This is a genomic window from Geobacter sp. PheSNFMC (assembly GCF_059620965.1).
In genome coordinates this window covers 42,305-58,757 of sequence record NZ_JCAMRN010000004.1, presented here as the reverse complement: position 1 = coordinate 58,757, position 16,453 = coordinate 42,305, and the positions used below count along the sequence as shown (strand labels likewise).

The 16,453-nt window shown below is 65.8% G+C and carries 10 protein-coding genes; 7 read left to right on the top strand and 3 right to left on the bottom strand.

Translation table 11 applies throughout. From position 1 onward, the window contains the following. Positions 1–20: 20 nt before the first annotated feature. Positions 21–2,192, top strand: a complete 2,172-nt coding sequence (locus AC6CDK_RS01595; protein WP_192905576.1) for a HEAT repeat domain-containing protein — start codon at positions 21–23, stop codon at positions 2,190–2,192. Further along, the gene (locus AC6CDK_RS01590; protein ID WP_039643079.1) at positions 2,189–3,304 is read left to right on the top strand and encodes an HD-GYP domain-containing protein; all 1,116 of its coding nucleotides are present in this window, start codon (positions 2,189–2,191) and stop codon (positions 3,302–3,304) included. Before AC6CDK_RS01595 ends, AC6CDK_RS01590 begins: the two co-directional genes overlap by 4 nt. Here AC6CDK_RS01590 and AC6CDK_RS01585 read toward each other — a convergent pair. Next, a complete protein-coding gene (locus tag AC6CDK_RS01585; protein ID WP_192905575.1) occupies positions 3,301–5,214 on the bottom strand; it encodes a SpoIIE family protein phosphatase in 1,914 nt (637 codons plus the stop codon). The two genes, AC6CDK_RS01590 and AC6CDK_RS01585, sit on opposite strands and share 4 nt — an antisense overlap. A gap of 191 nt (positions 5,215–5,405) precedes the next feature. Between AC6CDK_RS01585 and AC6CDK_RS01580 the strand changes: the two genes are divergently transcribed. The 5 genes from AC6CDK_RS01580 to AC6CDK_RS01560 all read left to right on the top strand — a co-directional run bounded on the left by AC6CDK_RS01580 (position 5,406) and on the right by AC6CDK_RS01560 (position 15,667). Then, positions 5,406–6,689, top strand: coding sequence for a cytochrome C (locus tag AC6CDK_RS01580; protein ID WP_192905574.1), 1,284 nt, complete (start codon positions 5,406–5,408; stop codon positions 6,687–6,689). A gap of 510 nt (positions 6,690–7,199) precedes the next feature. After that, a complete protein-coding gene (locus tag AC6CDK_RS01575) occupies positions 7,200–12,899 on the top strand; it encodes a CxxxxCH/CxxCH domain c-type cytochrome (RefSeq protein WP_192905573.1) in 5,700 nt (1,899 codons plus the stop codon). 89 nt (positions 12,900–12,988) lie between these two features. After that, positions 12,989–13,513 (top strand): hypothetical protein, encoded by a 525-nt coding sequence (locus AC6CDK_RS01570; protein ID WP_192905572.1) that lies wholly within the window; start codon positions 12,989–12,991, stop codon positions 13,511–13,513. A 2-nt stretch (positions 13,514–13,515) separates the two neighbouring features. Next, complete coding sequence (locus AC6CDK_RS01565; RefSeq protein WP_039643086.1) at positions 13,516–14,844, top strand: cytochrome c biogenesis ResB family protein; 1,329 nt, start codon at positions 13,516–13,518, stop codon at positions 14,842–14,844. Beyond that, positions 14,837–15,667: a cytochrome c biogenesis protein gene (locus AC6CDK_RS01560; RefSeq protein ID WP_039643088.1), complete on the top strand. Its 831-nt coding sequence runs from the start codon at positions 14,837–14,839 to the stop codon at positions 15,665–15,667. Before AC6CDK_RS01565 ends, AC6CDK_RS01560 begins: the two co-directional genes overlap by 8 nt. A 41-nt stretch (positions 15,668–15,708) precedes the next feature. On the opposite strand, the gene sugE is transcribed toward AC6CDK_RS01560, so the two are convergent. Further along, on the bottom strand, positions 15,709–16,029 hold the full coding sequence (gene sugE, locus AC6CDK_RS01555) for a quaternary ammonium compound efflux SMR transporter SugE (RefSeq protein ID WP_039643090.1): 321 nt from the start codon (positions 16,027–16,029) through the stop codon (positions 15,709–15,711). 75 nt (positions 16,030–16,104) lie between these two features. Beyond that, complete coding sequence (locus AC6CDK_RS01550) at positions 16,105–16,437, bottom strand: DMT family transporter (protein ID WP_039643092.1); 333 nt, start codon at positions 16,435–16,437, stop codon at positions 16,105–16,107. Between the last annotated feature and the right edge of the window lie 16 nt (positions 16,438–16,453).

Below are 16,453 nucleotides of genomic sequence, written 5' to 3'. Positions count from 1 at the left end.
TGTCACGGGAGCGGTCACGGTTGACTGATACGAACTCAGACATACGCATTGCCGGCATCGAGCCGGGTATCCTCTCCTCGTTCATCATCGAGCTGAATATCCTGAGGCGGGCGGTCTCGGCCTACCCGAAGGGGCATCCGGCCATCCGCTCCGCGGCGGAGAAGGTCGCCGGCCAGACGGATCTGCTCCTCGCCGGCGAGGAACGCGCCACCGTGGGCATCGCGCGCGACACCATCCTCTTCGCTGGCCACCCCCTGGATCGCCGGAACCTCGTGTTCCGCGACCTGGCCCGGTTTCTCTCCGAGCGGGGGCTCACCCTGCTTACGGTGAAACGGGGCGTCTCCGCCGACGAGTTGATCCGGTTCTGCACACTGCTCGGTCTCCGGCGCGACGAGATCCGCCAGCGGGGCGGCCTGGGGCGGCTGATGAGCGAGGATGCCATCCTGGGGCTCGAGGTGACGGGGCTCGATTACGGCCTGTTCCACGTGACCGAGGACGAGCGTATTGCGGCCCCCGCGGCCGATCAGGACGACCTCTCGCTCTGGGAGCGGTACGTGCGGGGGATGCTCGACGGCACCCTCGACCCCTTCGGCACGGTGACCGGGCATCACGGCACCCTGGCGCCGGAGGAACTGGCCCGGCTCATGAACGGCTGTCTCGGCGGCGCAGCGGAGAGCCGGCAGAAGAGCTACGATGCGGTCATTACCGCGTTTCTCCGCAACGTGCGGGAGGCCGAGCAGGGGCCGGGATGCGACGAGAGCCAGACGGCCCGCCTGGCCGAACTGGCCGAGTTGCTCACCCCCGAGTTGCGCCGCCAGTTCCTGGGCAGTGCCTTTGCGGCCCTGGCGCGCCATCCCGCCATGGCGGAACGGGTTGCCGCGGCCCTGTCCGACGGGGCGGTCATGGAGGCCTTCACGGGCCTGACCGAGCGCGGCTCATCCATCCCTCCCGTACTGCTCGATCTCTTTCAGCGTTTCGGCCTGGCCGATCCCTCTCCGGCCGCCGGCGCGGCCCCGCCGTCCCTCCCGGCCGGGGCGACGGAGATGGCGCGCCGGCTGGAAACCGTTCTGCGGGAAGGGGACAGCCGGTCCTTCGTTCCCCAGCCCTATGAGGACGACCTCTCCCGCTTGACGCGGGCAGGGGCGCAACGGGTTGTGCTCCCCGAACTGGAGCCCCTGCGGCTGGAGCTGGAATCGGAAAACGCGGCGGTCAAGGCGGGAGAAGTCATCATGGAAATCATCCGCCTGGAGCCCGGCGGAGCCGACCCCTTTGCGTCGAACCTGGCAGAGCTTGCCGAGTACTACCTGGCCACCGGAGACTTCGGTTCCCTGGGGGGGCTGTTCCTGCGCATCCACGTTCTGGAAAAGGCCGGTGCAGGCGCTGCCCTGCGGGAGGCGATCGGCGCTCCCGCCTTTGTGGCGGCCCTGATCGACGCGCCCGCCATCTGGGGGAAAGTGCGCCATGGCGAGATCCGGCAGATCATCTCGCAGATCGGTCCGCCCTGCGTGACGCCTCTGCTGGACCGGCTGGCGGTGGAGGAGTCCATGACGCTCCGGCGCTGGTACATGGACTGCCTGGTGGGGCTCGGCGCCGCGGCCGGCGCTGCCGCTGTCGCCCTCCTGGAAGACGGCCGGTGGTACTTCGTGCGAAACCTCCTGGTACTTCTCCGGCAGCTCGATTACTCGGCCGGCGCGGCATCCGCCAGAAAACTGCTTGCGCATCCCCATCCCAAGGTGCGCCAGGAGGCGGCCCGCACCCTGCTCGGATTCCGCGATCCCCAGGCGGAGCAGTGGCTTCTCCGCGGGCTGGAAAGCTCCGACCGCGGGACCCTGCTCATGGCGGTGCCGTTGGTGGACGGTAATGCGAGCCGGCGGGTCCGGGCACAGGTGATCGAACTCCTGCGGCGCGGCGGCGCTGCCGCCGATCCAGAGGTGCGCTGCGCCACGGTCCGGGCACTGGCCGAGACGGGGGATCCCGCAGCCCTGCCGGAGCTGGCGCGCATTCTGGGCAGCAGGAGCCTGCTGCGCGCCGCGGCCCTCAATCAGGTGAAGCTGGAGGTGGTCCGCTCGCTCCCCCGTTTCCCGGGCCAGGAGCCCCTGCGCCTGCTGCGCGAGGCTGCGGCTGCGGTCGGGGGCGAGATCGCCGGTGCAGCGCGGGCCGCGCTCAGGCTCGCCGAAGCGAGGGACCGATGAACGAAGCGACGCGCCAACGACTGCTCGGGGCACTCAGGTCGCTGGTTACGGCCATTTCCGGCGCCGCCCTCTACGCGGCGCAGCATCCCCGCGTCACCCTTCTGCGCTCCGAGGCGTTCGCAGAACTGTCAGCGGCCCTCGAAGCGGAGGAGTCCCTGTCGCTGGTGGTCATTGACGGCGAGATCCTGATGGAGGGAACGCCCCTCGATGGGGGGCTGTTTCTGCAGCGCCTCGCAGGGATGCTCACGTCCCGGGGGATCGGGCACCTCAAGTTCCTGCGCGGCGTGACTGAAGAGGAACTGGCGGTCCTGGCAGCGGTTCTCGCCGGGGCGGGGGCTGCGGGCGGCGAACTCCGTTCGTCCCCCCACGTGCGGTTCGGCCGGGTCGAGGTCCGTTATTCCGGGGGCACGGACGGCGACGGCTCCGTCTCGGGCCTGCCCGCCTTGGAGATCGGCCGTTTCATGGAACTGTACGAAGGGGTCGTCCGCCACCGGCGCAGTCATGTGGCCGGCCTGGCCGACCTGGTGGCGGGCTTCATCACCGCCCTGCGCGAGCAGGCCAGCCCCCTGGCGGCCCTGGCCCCTTTGCGGGACGTTGACGAATATACCTTCACCCACTCGGTGAACGTCTGCGTCCTCAACCTGGCTCAGGCCATGGCCCTGGGCATCGACGGGCCGCTTCTGCAGGAAATCGGCATTGCCGGCCTGCTCCACGACATCGGCAAGATGTTCGTCCCCCCCGAGATACTCACCAAGCCGGGACAACTGGATGATGACGAGTGGGCCGTCATGCGCCGCCATCCCCTCATGGGGGCCCGCTGTCTGGCTGAAACACCCGGTGTGCCGCGGCTTGCGGTGGTTGCCACCTTCGAGCACCACCTGAAGCACGACCTCTCCGGCTATCCGTCCGTTGCAGACGGCTGGCGCCAGAGCCTCTGCAGCGAGATGACGACCCTTTCGGACTTTTTCGATGCCCTGCGCACCCGCCGCGCCTACCGCGATTCCATGGAACTCCGTCAGATAGCCGGCCTCCTGCTGGAGAAGCGGGGCCGGGAGTTCCATCCCCTCCTCACCCGCAACTTTCTGCTGGTCCTGAGCCGGCTTGCCGGCTAATCCCCCACCTTCAGCAGCGCCATGCAGATGTCGTCGCCGGACGGCACCCCCCCCGTGAACATCCGCAGCCGTGCCAGGATGGCGTCGAGGAACTCCTCCGGCTCGCGTTCGCGTTCCTCCTCCACTGCCCGGGCGAGTCTGGCCGTGCCGAATAATTCCCCGCCCGGACCGGTCGCCTCGGTGATGCCGTCGGTGTAGAGCAGCAGGATGTCTCCGGCGGCCATGGGGACTTCCTGCTGCTCGTACTCCACAAGGGGGTGGACGCCGAGGATCAGACCCTCCGCGTCGATCTGGCGGCATTCCCCCCGGCGGCGGCAGACCAGGGGAGGGCTGTGGCCGGCGCTGGCAAAGGCGAGGGTGCGGGTGGCGGGGGAGTAGGAGGCATAGAAGAGGGTGATGATGAGCTCTGCCCGGGACAGGTCTTCATGGAGCAGCGCGTTGAGCGAGCCGACGATCCGGGCGGGTGTTCCCCCCGCATGGACCAGGGAGCGGATGACGCTCCGCAGTTCGGTCATGATGAGGGCCGCGCCGACGCTGTGGCCGGACACGTCGGCGATGACCAGGTCGAGGGAGCCGTCCTCCCGGGGAAAGAAGTCGTAGTAGTCGCCCCCCACGTGGGCTGCCGGCACCCAGCGCCCCGCGCACCGGCAGCCCGGCACGGGCGGCGGTATCTCCGGCAGCAGCGACCGCTGGATCTGGCGGGCCAACTGCATGTCGCAGGCGAGGCGGGCGTTCTCCAGCAGCGCCTCCTGGGCCTGTTTCCGCTCGGCAATGTCCTGCTTGATGGCAATGAAGCAGCGGATGGCTCCCCGCTCGTCCCGCACCGGCGTGATGGTCTGTTCTTCCGGGTAGAGGGAGCCGTCCCGGCGCCGGTTGATCATCTCGCCGTGCCAGACCGTGCCCGCGCGGATGGTGTGCCACAGGTCGCGGTAGAACTCCTCGCCGTGCACGCCGGAGTTGAGGATGCCGATGCCGCGGCCCGCCACCTCGTCCAGAAGGTAGCCGGTCAGGCGGGTAAAGGCGGGGTTGGCCCAGATGATCCTCCCCTCCGGGTCGCAGATGACGATGGCATTGGCAGCCGCCTTCAGGGCCACGGTCTGGATCTGGCGGGTCAGTTCCCCTTCCTTGCGCTCGGTTATGTCGGCGATGAGTCCGTCGTAAGCCGTGAGCCGGCCCGCGTCGTCCCAGGTGGGGACGATGGTGTTGCGCACCCAGCGGACTTCGCCGTCTTTGCGGACGATCCGGTGCTCGAGGGTCACCACTCCCTTCCTGGCCTCCAGTCGGGCGATGCTGGCCAGCACCCGGTCCCGGTCCTCATCGTGGATCATCTCGTACCAGAGGGTGGGGCGGGTATCGTATTCGTCGCACGTGTAGCCGGTCACGGGCAGGCATCCCTGGCCGTGGGAGGTGCGGGTCACGTGCCCCTCCGCCAGTTCCACGGTGTAGGTGTAGTTGGACACGGCAGCCACCAGCCGCCGGTAGCGCTCCTCGCTCCGGGCCAGGGCCTGTTCGGCCTCCCGGCGTTTGCGGCGCACTTCCGCCTCCTGCAGCTCGCGGGCGATGGCCGGCACCAGCCGGGAGGTGCTTCCCTTGATGAGATAGTCGTTGGCCCCCGCCTTCATGGCGGCCACCGCCGTTTCCTCGCCGATCTTGCCCGACACCACGATGAACGGCAGATCCTCCTCCCGCTCGCGCCAGAGCCGCAGCGCGTCCATGCCGCTGAAGCGGGGGAGGACGTAGTCCGAGAGGGCCAGATCCCAGTCCCGCGCCGCCATGGCCGCAACCATCTCGGCGGCGGTCTCCACCCGCACATGATCGGGCTCGTATCCCCCCTTGCGGAGTTCCCGCAGCACCAACAGCATGTCGTCTTCGGAGTCTTCGATGATCAGAACGCGGAGTGGAATGCCCATGGCGCGCCTCCTGGTGCCCTGTCCCGGAGATAAGGTCCCGGTTTCATAGTGTACTACGGGTTGCAGGGGGGGCAAGGGGGCGTCGACGGGCAAAAATAATCAGTGCCACCACAAATGCGTTCAAGAAAATTTCCGTTGTGCCGAAAAGAGTTACATGAGTTGAGACTATGTTATCGGCATTGGAGAACATCATGAAATCATTGCAGGCGGGGTGTGTATCTGCGGTACTGGCAGCCATCTGCATTGCGACGCCGGCCGGAGCCTTCCATTCGGGCGGTGCGGCCCAGTGCGAGGGGTGCCACACCATGCACAACACGAGCGAAGGCGCCGCCATGACCGGTTCGAGCGCCCGCTTTCAGAGCGGCCCGTTCCTTCTCAGGGGATCGGACCAGAGCTCTGCCTGCCTCAACTGCCATCAGCAGGCCGGAGACACCGGTCCCACCTCCTATCACGTCTCCACTGCCGAGAACGACATGCCCGTGGGGTCGCCGCCGCTGCAGCTCACCCCGGGTGGCGATTTCGGCTGGCTGAAAAAATCCTATTCCTGGGCTCCCGCGCCGGGCTCAGCCTCGGTGGGGATTCGCGGCGAACAGCATGGCCACAACATTGTCGCCCTCGACTTCAACTATGTGGCGGACACCACCAATATCAACGCTCCGGGAAGCTCCACCCCCTATCCGTCCGACAGCCTCCACTGTTCCAGTTGCCACGATCCGCACGGCGCGTACCGCATAGTGGAGAACGGGGTCCAGGCCACGAGCGGCAAGCCGATCAGGGGGTCCGGCTCCTACGGTTCCCTCCCCGACGCGGGGTCCGCCGTGGGTACCTACCGGCTCCTGGCGGGGGTCGGCTACAAACCCAAATCCCTGGCCGGCGGCCCGGCCTTTGCCCACGCAGCGCCTTTTGCGGTGGCGCCCGTCGATTACAACCGGTCCGAAGAATCCAGCGACACCCGCGTTTCCTACGGCAAGGGGACCTCTGCCTGGTGCACCAACTGCCATGCCCTCATGCATTCTGCCCCCGGTTCTTCGCTTCACCCGGCCGACAAGCAGCTCGGCGACGTGGCCCAGACCTACAACGCCTACCGCAAGACGGGCAGTCTGGACGGCACCGTTGCCACGGCCTATCTCTCCCTCGTCCCGTTCGAGCTGGGGGATGTGACCGACCTCACGGCCCTCAAGGAGGCAACCGCCACCACCGCCGGCCCGGCCGCCACGGACAAGGTGTCGTGTCTTTCCTGCCACCGTGCCCATGCCTCCGGCTTCAGCCATATGACGCGGTTCGCCATCGACTCCAACCACATTACCGTGGCCGATGCCTCCGGCAATGCCATCTGGCCCGATCCGGTCATGAACCCCTCCCAGGCCCAGGGCCGGACCGTGGCCGAGACCCGGCAGGCATACTACGGGAGGCATCCGCAGGCGTTCTCCCCCTACCAGCGTGTGCTCTGCAACAAGTGCCACGCCAGGGACTGATATTGAGTGTCCGCACCACACTGGAAAACGCGAAAGCGGTTGAGTCAAGGGGCTGGCCAGTAATGGCCGGCCCCTTTTTCTGTCGCTGGCGCACCTCCGGAAGGTGGCCTTTCCCTCCTGTCCGACCCTCCTTCTGAACCCTCCGTTCCCCCGTATCTGTTTAACGTGCAAGGGAAATAAACAAAGCCAGTGCAATTGAAGCGAGATGGATATTAAACTACAGTGTTTGCGGTTATTTGGTTATTATTAAATTTTTATCACATGTTGGTATCCAATTTGCTATTTTATGAATGACCTTACTGCGTGCGTGGGGTGTTGGCAAAGGGGGTGTCGTGTAACGCATTGATTTTGCTCAAGTCCCTGCGTTTGAAAGTTATTGTCAATCGGTATATTGTCGTAATTTTGACTTTCCGTGCAGTAGGTGTCAGTTATTTAGCGTAGCGTTCACATAGTATTACGGTAGTTGTGGGTAGTGAGGTTACTGTGAATACGCGATCTTGGAAAATAGCGATGATGTGGTGCTCGGTGGTGTTTGCGGGTATTTCACCGGTCCTGACCGGCGTGGGCGAAGTCCGGGCCGCCATCCAATGCTACCAGTGCCACGGAACTGCGGCAACCAGTGACTATCGCCCGGAAGACAGCGCGTTCCGGACTATCTCCACCGGAGGATTCAAGGGAAATCACCGGACTCACATGGCAAGCAGCGCCACGGCAGACAGTTGCACGGTCTGCCACGGCACGAGCGGCTACCAGGCAAGCCATCGCGACGGTACCATTGCCATCGCTTCCAACATTAATGCGTCACCGGCCGTCGGCACCTACAGCCGCGGCACGTCCTTCGCCCAGAGCGCCTCGGCGGTGCCGGGCACCTGCAGCAACGTCAACTGCCATTTTGAAACCGTAACGCCGGTCTGGGGCAGCCCGCCCCTTGCCTCCACCGCCGATTGCGGCACGTGCCACGGAAGTGCGCCGGCCACCGGCAGCCATCCCGTCGGGGGGAGCAGGCACGGGGCCTATTACGGTACCGGTACCTCTTCATGTGGTAAATGCCATCCCGACCATGGGGCCAAGGAGGGGGCGGCCCGTTTTGCCCATGCCACCAGCGCCGGCCGGGACCTGCAGGTCAGCTTCGCTGCCGCGCCGAACAATGGCAGCGGCAGCTATTCCGGGCCGGTAAACGATTACCTGCCGAGTCAGAGCACTGTCTTCGGCACCTGCTCCGGCACATACTGTCACAGCCCCGGCACCAAGTCGTCGGCATTCGACGCCCCGAACCAGGCCGCAGCCTGGGGGGGAAACCTTGCCTGCAACGGATGCCACAAGTCCGACCGCTCTTCGGGCTCGGCCATGGCCAGCGGCAGCCACCGGGCCCATGTGGACGGCTTCGGGCTGGGCTATACCACGGTCAGGTGCGTCAGGTGTCACGCTGCCACCGTCACCCCGGCCATGGCCATCGGCACCTACGGCAATCATGTGAACAAGCTGGTCAACGTGGCGTTCGACAGCACCACAACGGCGGTGAACGGCACCTACGGCGGGGTGCCGTCTCCCATGGCCAAGGCCCCGGGCAGCGCCTACGGCAGTTGCACCAACGTCTACTGCCACTCCAGCGGCCAGGGAAACAGCGGCACCTGGCCGCCGACCTATACGACTCCCACCTGGGGATCCGCCGCGACGGGGCAGTGCGGCACCTGTCACGGCATCAACGGCGCAACCCACAGCGGTTACGGCACGCCGACCATCATGAACTCGGGCAGCCACAGCAGGCACTTGGCCTATACCTTTGGCATTGCCAGCAGCGAAACCCGCTGCGCGGCCTGTCACGCCACCACCCTGACCGGATTCAACCCCACGGCCTGCAGTTCAGCGGTCTGCCACAACCGGATCAGCCAGAAACACGCCAATTATGAAGTCAATGTGGGATTCCCCGACTACTACGGCGCCACCGCTGCCTACGGCGGCACACCGAAGCCGGGTGACGGCTACGGCTCGTGCACGAATATCTACTGTCACAGCGATGGCCGGGACACCCCCCACTACGCCCAGACCCCCCTGGCCTGGGGCGGCGCGTCCCTGGGCTGCACCGGCTGCCACGGAAGCGCCACGGCACCCCAGGACGGCAGCGGCGGCACCACCCTGTCGGGCAAGCATGCCGCCCACGTGAACAATGCGGCGATCTTTGGCACCAATAACAGCCTGGGGTGCGTCAAGTGCCACAACAGGACCGTCAGCGGCAACAGCACGCTCCATGGGACCACCGGCACCCAGTACCATGTCAACAAGACCCGCGACTACTATGGGACCATGGCCGGCAGCTACAACTCCGGCACAAAGGTCTGCAGTAACGTGTACTGCCACAGTTCGGGCCAGGCCACACCGGTCTACCGGGCCGTGGCCGCCTGGACCAGCGCCACCGGCTACGGCTGCAACGGCTGCCACGGAGCCGACAGCGCCTTCGCGGCAGCGGCAGGCGAGCCCAACTACGCCAACGGCGGCGCCGGAACGGCCACGGCCAACAGCCACCAGCGCCACGTGGCAAGCCTCGGCATTACCGCCACCACGGGCTGCGCCGCCTGCCACTGCCGGACCGTGGACGCAGCCGTTGCCAACAAGCTGCGCAACTACTCGACCCTGCACCTGAACCAGGCGCGCAACGTGGCCATGAAGGCCATCAACGGCAAGTCCGGCACCTATGACAGCACCGCCAAGACCTGTTCGGCCACCTACTGCCACGGTACCTCCCCGTCGCCGGCCTGGGGGGGATCCACCGCCTGCAATTCCTGCCACAGCGCCCGGGCCACCGATGCCCACTGGGCAGCCAATTCCGCCCACAAGATCCACTGGGAGGGGGCCAATCTGCCCTCTTCCTATGCCATGGCGCCCGGCAACGGCACCGGCGACGCGGCCACCTACCGGTTTGCCTGCTCGTCCTGCCATTCCCCCGCCGGCGGCTCGGCCCATGCAGGCGGCGCTCTGGCGGCAAGCCAGGCGGCCCAGGTCTATTTCGGCTATTCCGCGGCAGGCGTGCGCGGCAGCTACTCGGGAACCGGCACGGTCTACAGCAATGACAACGGGTTCAACTGGACCGCCGGTTCCTCCGGCTGCACCGCCACCTACTGTCACTCCGGCGGCGCCGGCCAGGCCGGCCGTTCGGCAGTTGCCTGGAGCACCGCCAACAAGAGTTCCTACAGTTGCAACCTGTGCCACGGCAATGCCGCTGCGCCCGCCAATGACTGGCGGCGCGGCGCCCCCCTCTATGCCTCCGGCTCCATCACCTACAGGGGACAGGCAAAGGGGAACGCCCATGGCGTCCACATCACCGCAAAGACCAGCCTCCCTGCCGTCTCCATGCAGTGCGCCAACTGCCACGCGGCCACGACCGCCTCCAGTACCTCGATCTCCGACAAGCGCAAACACCTGAACAAATCCTACGATGTGTCTCCCGGCGGCACCTTCCGGGACGGTGACAACACCGCCAACTCGACAGTGGTCACTGTCGCCTACAGTTACAACGCCGCGGGGAGCAGATGCTCCAACGTCTCCTGCCATCCGGTGGGACTCGACGTGACCACCACGCCGTCCACGCCGCTGGAGCGGGCCACCAGCACGGTCACGTGGAACACTTCCTACAAATGCACCGACTGCCACAACATCCCCATGCAGGATACCGATACCTACCATCATGCCATGTATGATTACGGCCGGACCTATCCGACCACCATCCCCGACGGCAGCGCCACCGGCGGCACCAACTACACCAGCCGGACCTGCACCATGTGCCATGTGGATCACACGATCTTCAGCCCCGATCTCAACACCAACAGTGCCGGCCGGTCCTACAACCTGAGGACCGCCATCGGCTCAACGCCCACCACGACGGCAAACTTCACCAATTCCGACTACAGCGCCTCCGGCGGCGGTATCTGCATCAGTTGCCATGCCACGGAGCGAACCAAGTCCACGGTTCGGCGCAAGCAGGAAACCAATGCCACCAGAACGCCGCCCGTCACCCTGGCCAACTACTCCGGGTCAGCCCACCAGTACAACGTACCGGCCAGCTTTTTCAGCGACGGCAGCCGGTTCCAGGGCAACTGCTCCAAGTGCCACAACGCCCTGGTCAACGAGACGTCGGTATTCATGAGCTATACCGGCTCCGGCGATTCCTTCGGCAATCACAACAGCGGCATCCGGCGGCTCCAGGGCTCCCTCGGCGCAACAGGGGGCGAGGTGGCCGAAGAGCAGATCTGCTACCGCTGCCACAGCCTGTCCGGCGATGCCGACCCGGGGGGTGGTCCTCCCAAGGCGGTTGCCGACAAGGACTACTACGGGGTGGCGTCCATGAGCCTGGCGTCCCAGGACATCTTTGCCGCCAACCGCGATTTCCGGGCCGCGAACCCGACCTACAGCCTCACCAGCAAGCTGTACTTCAAGCCGGCCGCGGCCGAGACGCCTGCTGAGGCCATGCCGAATCAGCACAATACCGGCGATTCCTTCAGCGGAGGCACCTGGATCGGCCGCGCCATGTCCCCCTGGGAAACCACGGTCGCCTACGAAACCAAGGACCAGGGCACCACCCTGGAGGGCACCAGCTACTGGCGCATGGTCACCTTTACCTCGCCCGCGGTCTACAGCACCACCACCGTCCCCGCCGGCACCTGGATCATCAACCTCTACTGCCGCGAGTCATCCACGGCCCAGAACGCCAGGATCAGGTACATGGTCTACAAGTGGAACAACCCTGCCGATACCATGGGAGCCACCATCATCGCCAGGGGGACCTATGCCACCGAGCTTTCCACTGCCAGAGCCCCCGGCACCGTGCGCCAGATACCGGTGAACGTGGGCGCCCTCACCCTCAACGCAGGGGAGAAGATCGTGGTCGATCTTTCGTTGGAGACGACAACCACGAGCACCAACGGCTACACCGCCTCATTTTACTTCGGCAGTCACGCGCCCAGCGAGCTGACGCTGCCCGGCAGCGTGGCCTGGAGCTACGCCGACCCCGGCGCCCCTGGCTACGGCCACGCGACCCAGCACTATTCCGGCATCCATCTTCCCTCGCGCCAGAATGAAACCCTGGCCTACATCGCCCGGAACAGGCACATCGAGTGCGTGGACTGCCACAATCCCCACGCGACCCGCAACGGGCTCCACGGCGATTACGGCATTGCCACGGGCGGAAGTTCCACTACCCTGGTCAACAGCGACAAGAACTGGGTGCCCAACCAGTGGGTCGATGCCTACATCAATATCATCTCGGGCTCCGGCGCCGGCCAGACGGTCACCATCAGCGGCAATACCGCCACCACCATCACCGTGTCCGGGTGGACCGCGCCGGCCAGCGGCAGCGTCTACCGGATCATCACCAACAACAATGCCGTGTCCCGGAGCCAGCGCGGCGTGTCCGGCGCCAGTGTCAGCTATTCCGGGAGCTGGACCAACGGCACCTATACCATGGTGAGCGAGGCCGCCTACGAGTACCAGATCTGCTTCAAGTGCCACGCCGCCACCGATCCGGCCACCAATACCCTGCGCTACTGGAACGTGACGTCGCCGTCGCTGGGGGCGGCCCGCTGGACCAACATCGGCCTGGAGTTCAATCCCAACAACGCCTCGTACCATCCGGTGATCCAGCCATTGCCGTCCACCGGCAACCGGCGGCTGACGACGGCAGCCCTGACCGGCGGCTGGCAGCCGGGCGAGGTGATGACCTGCTCCGACTGCCACGGCAGGGATACCAGCACCTCGGCCACGGCCCAGGGCCCCCACGGTTCGACCGTCAAGTGGCTGTTGACGGGCATGTACCAGAACTGGCCCTTCACGTCTGCGGCGGCCAACGGCACCTCCTCCGGCGGGACCCTGCTGGCCGGAACGGGCACCGCCACGCCACCGGCCAACAACTTCTGCTTCAACTGCCACACCTGGGCCGCGGGCGGCTACGGTCACACCAAGTCGTTGGGCGGACACAGCAGGCCCTGCGTCAACTGCCACATCAGGGTCCCCCACGGGGGCAAGGTGCCGCGTCTCCTGACCGGGGGCAACGCTCCCTCGCGGTACAAGCCCGACGGCAACGGCGGCGCCTTCTCCGGCTCCTACCTGACCAGCGCCGTCCTGCCGGCCAGTGGTTATATGGGGGCCAACAATGTCAGCTGTTCCTCCATCTGCGGGGGCAAGCACACCGACAACAGCACAAAGGCCTATTCCTGGTGATGGGGAGTGGGTTCGGCGGATACCCCGGCGGGGCAACGTCCGGGGCGCGCGGCAGGAGCGCCGCCAGCTCCGGGCGGGTGCGTCCCGGCATGGTCCTGCTGGCGGTTGTGCTGGCAGTTTGCTCTGCCTGCACCATGGGCGATACCGGCGAGATCGAGGCGGCCATCCGCCGCTACAATGACCTGCTGGTCCAGGGCTACCGGACCCAGAACATGAATCTCCTCATGGAAGTCACCACCCACGAGCACGCGCTGAAGCTCTATCACCACATGGCCGCCCTCGGCGAGGGCCAGTTGCGGATGGAGTCGAAGCTCAAGAGAATCAGGTTCCTGAATGTCGAACGGCGCGGCAGTTCCGAGACAATGGTGGAAACGGAGGAAACCTGGGACTTCACCCATTACCGGATGGCCACCAACGAAAAATACGCCGAGGAAAAGGATTTCATCTACCGCATGGGATATGTCCTGAACAAAGAGAACGGCCGCTGGCTCATCACCGGGGTGAACACCACCAGCGGCACCAGCACCAATAATGTGGTCCCCTGGCCGGTGCTGGACCGCAAGGGGAGGGTCGTCAATCAGGCGCCCGGCGGCGCCCAGGGACGGCACCCCTGACCATGGAGCGGATCGAGCGGTTTTTCCTGGCACGCGGCACCGTCATCAGCCTCATTCTCCTGGCGCTCTGCGCCATTGCCCTGGCAGCGTTCATTCCTCAGCGCTTTCTGACCCCGCCCGAAGAAATGCAGGCGTGGCAGTCGGCCCACCCGCTGCTCTGCCGTTGGAGCAACCTGCTGGGCCTGCACCGCATCTACACGCATCCCGGCTTCGCCCTTATCCTTGCCGGCGGAACGATCTCCCTTGCCCTGTCCACCCGGCATCAGGCGCTCGCCGCATGGCAGCGCACCGTGCTTCCCGCCGGCGGCATGGCCGGGGACCGGCGCTTTTCCGTTGCCCGTACGCCGGAGGAGGTTTCCCGCCTCCTCATGGCCAACGGGTTCATCGGCCAGGGCACATTCGATGGGGAAATCCGGCTGGTGCGCCATCCCTGGGGGTACTGGGGCAATACCCTGCTCCATTTCGGCATGGTGCTCACCATTGTCGCTTCGCTGTGCATCGCCCTGACCCAGCAGCAGGGAGTGATACATCTGGCCGAGGGAGCCATCCACTACCCGTCCCAGCCCCTGCTGCGAGAGGAGCATGGGCTCCTGGCCGGTCCGCTGCACCTGCCGGACGCCGTGCGGCTCGACCGGGTCGCGTACCGCTTCGGCCCGGACCTCGCCGTACGGGAGCTGGCCTCGACCCTGACCTTTCTGTCCGATAACGGCGTTGCCGAAACAGAGACCGTTGCCATCAACCGTATTCTCAACCACCGGGGCATCCGCTTCTATCAAGGGGTGGAGTTCGGCCATGCCTTTTTCGTGGAGGTGACCGGGCCGACAGGAGAGCAGAAGGTGTTCCAGCTCCAGTTCATGCATCCCGACACGCCTGACCTGCCGAGCTATAACGATTTCCGGAACCTGCTGGGCGACGGTTTCCTGGTGCGGGCCAAGTACCTGGTGGATGGGGAGGGAAAGGGCTTCGACCGGGTCAGCCCCCTGCTCACCCTGCGCCTGGACCGGGACGGACGGGAGGTGGGCCGGCTTCCCCTGCAGCCGGGCGGTGAGGGGGCCATCGGGCAGTATCGCTTCCGGTTGCTGGGCTTCGCCCCCTGGTCGCGGCTGATCATGGTGAACGTAACCGGAATGCCCCTGATATTTGCGGGTTTCTTTGTCATCTGTCTGGGCGGTGTCCTCCACTATTTCACCCCGCCCCGCCAGGTATCGCTTGCAGGAGGGGCCGCCGGCGGCACGGCGGTGTCCTGGCGGGCGGCGAGATTTTCCGGATTCTACCGGGATGAACCGGATTCGTTGAAACGGATGGTGAACGGCGGGGGAGCGCATGGCTGACCAGGCATCGGTATACGTGGCAATGAACTGGCTGGCGGTCTGCTGCTACGTGGCGGCGACCGTCCTCAATGCAAGCGGCATCATCTTCCGGAAGGCCGTGGTGGAGCGCCGCAGCTACTGGCCCCTGTGGCTGGGGCTGGCCCTGCATTCGGCCTCACTGGTCTACTGGTGGCGGGTTGTCGGTCACGGCCCCTACATGGCCCCCAGCGAGGTGCTGCTGTCGGACGCATGGATCGCCATGGTGCTGTTCCTGGGCTTCCAGCGGGCTTTCCCGCGCATCCGGCCGGCCAGCCTCATTGTCGTGCCGCTGGTGTTCCTGATGGTGGCGTTGGCCAATTTCTACAACCCCGGCATCCGCTCGCTGCCGCCCACCTTCAGCAGCATCTGGCTCGTACTGCACATCTCGTTCTACAAAATCGCCCTCGGCGCCCTGATCATCGCCCTGGCCTTTTCCATTTTCTACCTGCTCAAGGCCCGGCCCACCCCTCCGGACTGGCTCAAGCGCCTGCCGGACCTGGAGGATCTCGACCTCCACGCCTACCGCTTTGCCGGCTTCGGCTTCATCTTCTGGGCGATCGGCATGCTGGCCGGGTCCATCTGGGCCTACCGGTCGTGGGGGCGGTACTGGGGGTGGGATCCGGTGGAGACGTGGTCACTCATGACCTGGCTGATCTTCGGGACCTATCTGCACCTGCGTCGGTTTTTCCGCATGAGCGGCCGGATGGCGGCCTGGTTTTTCATCTTCGGTTTTGCCGTGGCCGTGGTCGCCCAGTTCGCCTCGTCCCACATGGGGACCTCCATCCATTCCGAGTATTTTCAGTAGGGGAGCAACGGTTGGCTGGGGGGCCGCCGCCGCGGGCATCCTCAGGCCGGCGAAGAGAGCTTGAGCCCGATGATGCCGGCGACGATCAGTGCAACACTGATCAATCGGGCCGGGTTGGCCGGTTCCCCGAACAGCACGATCCCCAGGAGCACGGTGCCAACGGCGCCCACCCCCACCCAGACGCTGTACGCCGTGCCCACCGGTAGCGTCCTCATGGCGATTTCCAGCAGCCAGAAACTGGCGACCATTGCCAGCACCGTCAGCACCGTCGGCCAGAGCCGGGTGAACCCCTCCGTGAATTTCAGCCCGATGGCCCAGCCCACCTCCAGCAGCCCAGCGAGAACAAGGATTACCCACGTCATGATGTCGTCCTTTCCGATTCGTGGGGTCGTCCCCGTGGATGTTCGGGCGGCGGGGCCGTCCCCGCCGCCGGTCAGTCAGTGCGTCGCCGATGTGGAGCAGAGATTGAGGACCAGCACGCCGGCAATGATCAGCAGAATGCCGAAGACCGCCGGCAGATCGAGCCGCTGCCCCATGAAAGCCCAGGCAACCACAGCGACCAGCGCCGTTCCCAGGCCGGACCAGATCGCATAGGCAATGCCGACCGGGATTGATTTCAGCGTGAGCGACAGGAAGTAGAAGGCAGAGGCATATCCCGCGACAACCACGCACGACGGCCAGAGCCTGGTGAACCCTTCGGCCGACTTGAGCGCGGATGTCCCGGCAACCTCACTGATGATCGCCACCAGCAGATACAGCCATTTGTGCATGGGGTCGAGACCTCTT

Excerpts from the sequence above, each read along its gene's own strand:
- AC6CDK_RS01585 (WP_192905575.1), bottom strand. The coding sequence starts at position 5,214 with ATGGGCATTCCACTCCGCGTTCTGATCATCGAAGACTCCGAAGACGAC.
- AC6CDK_RS01570 (WP_192905572.1), top strand. The coding sequence starts at position 12,989 with ATGGTCCTGCTGGCGGTTGTGCTGGCAGTTTGCTCTGCCTGCACCATG.
- AC6CDK_RS01560 (WP_039643088.1), top strand. The coding sequence starts at position 14,837 with ATGGCTGACCAGGCATCGGTATACGTGGCAATGAACTGGCTGGCGGTC.
- AC6CDK_RS01550 (WP_039643092.1), bottom strand. The coding sequence starts at position 16,437 with ATGCACAAATGGCTGTATCTGCTGGTGGCGATCATCAGTGAGGTTGCC.
- AC6CDK_RS01575 (WP_192905573.1), top strand. The coding sequence starts at position 7,200 with ATGATGTGGTGCTCGGTGGTGTTTGCGGGTATTTCACCGGTCCTGACC.
- AC6CDK_RS01590 (WP_039643079.1), top strand. The coding sequence starts at position 2,189 with ATGAACGAAGCGACGCGCCAACGACTGCTCGGGGCACTCAGGTCGCTG.
- AC6CDK_RS01580 (WP_192905574.1), top strand. The coding sequence starts at position 5,406 with ATGAAATCATTGCAGGCGGGGTGTGTATCTGCGGTACTGGCAGCCATC.
- AC6CDK_RS01565 (WP_039643086.1), top strand. The coding sequence starts at position 13,516 with ATGGAGCGGATCGAGCGGTTTTTCCTGGCACGCGGCACCGTCATCAGC.
- sugE (WP_039643090.1), bottom strand. The coding sequence starts at position 16,029 with ATGACGTGGGTAATCCTTGTTCTCGCTGGGCTGCTGGAGGTGGGCTGG.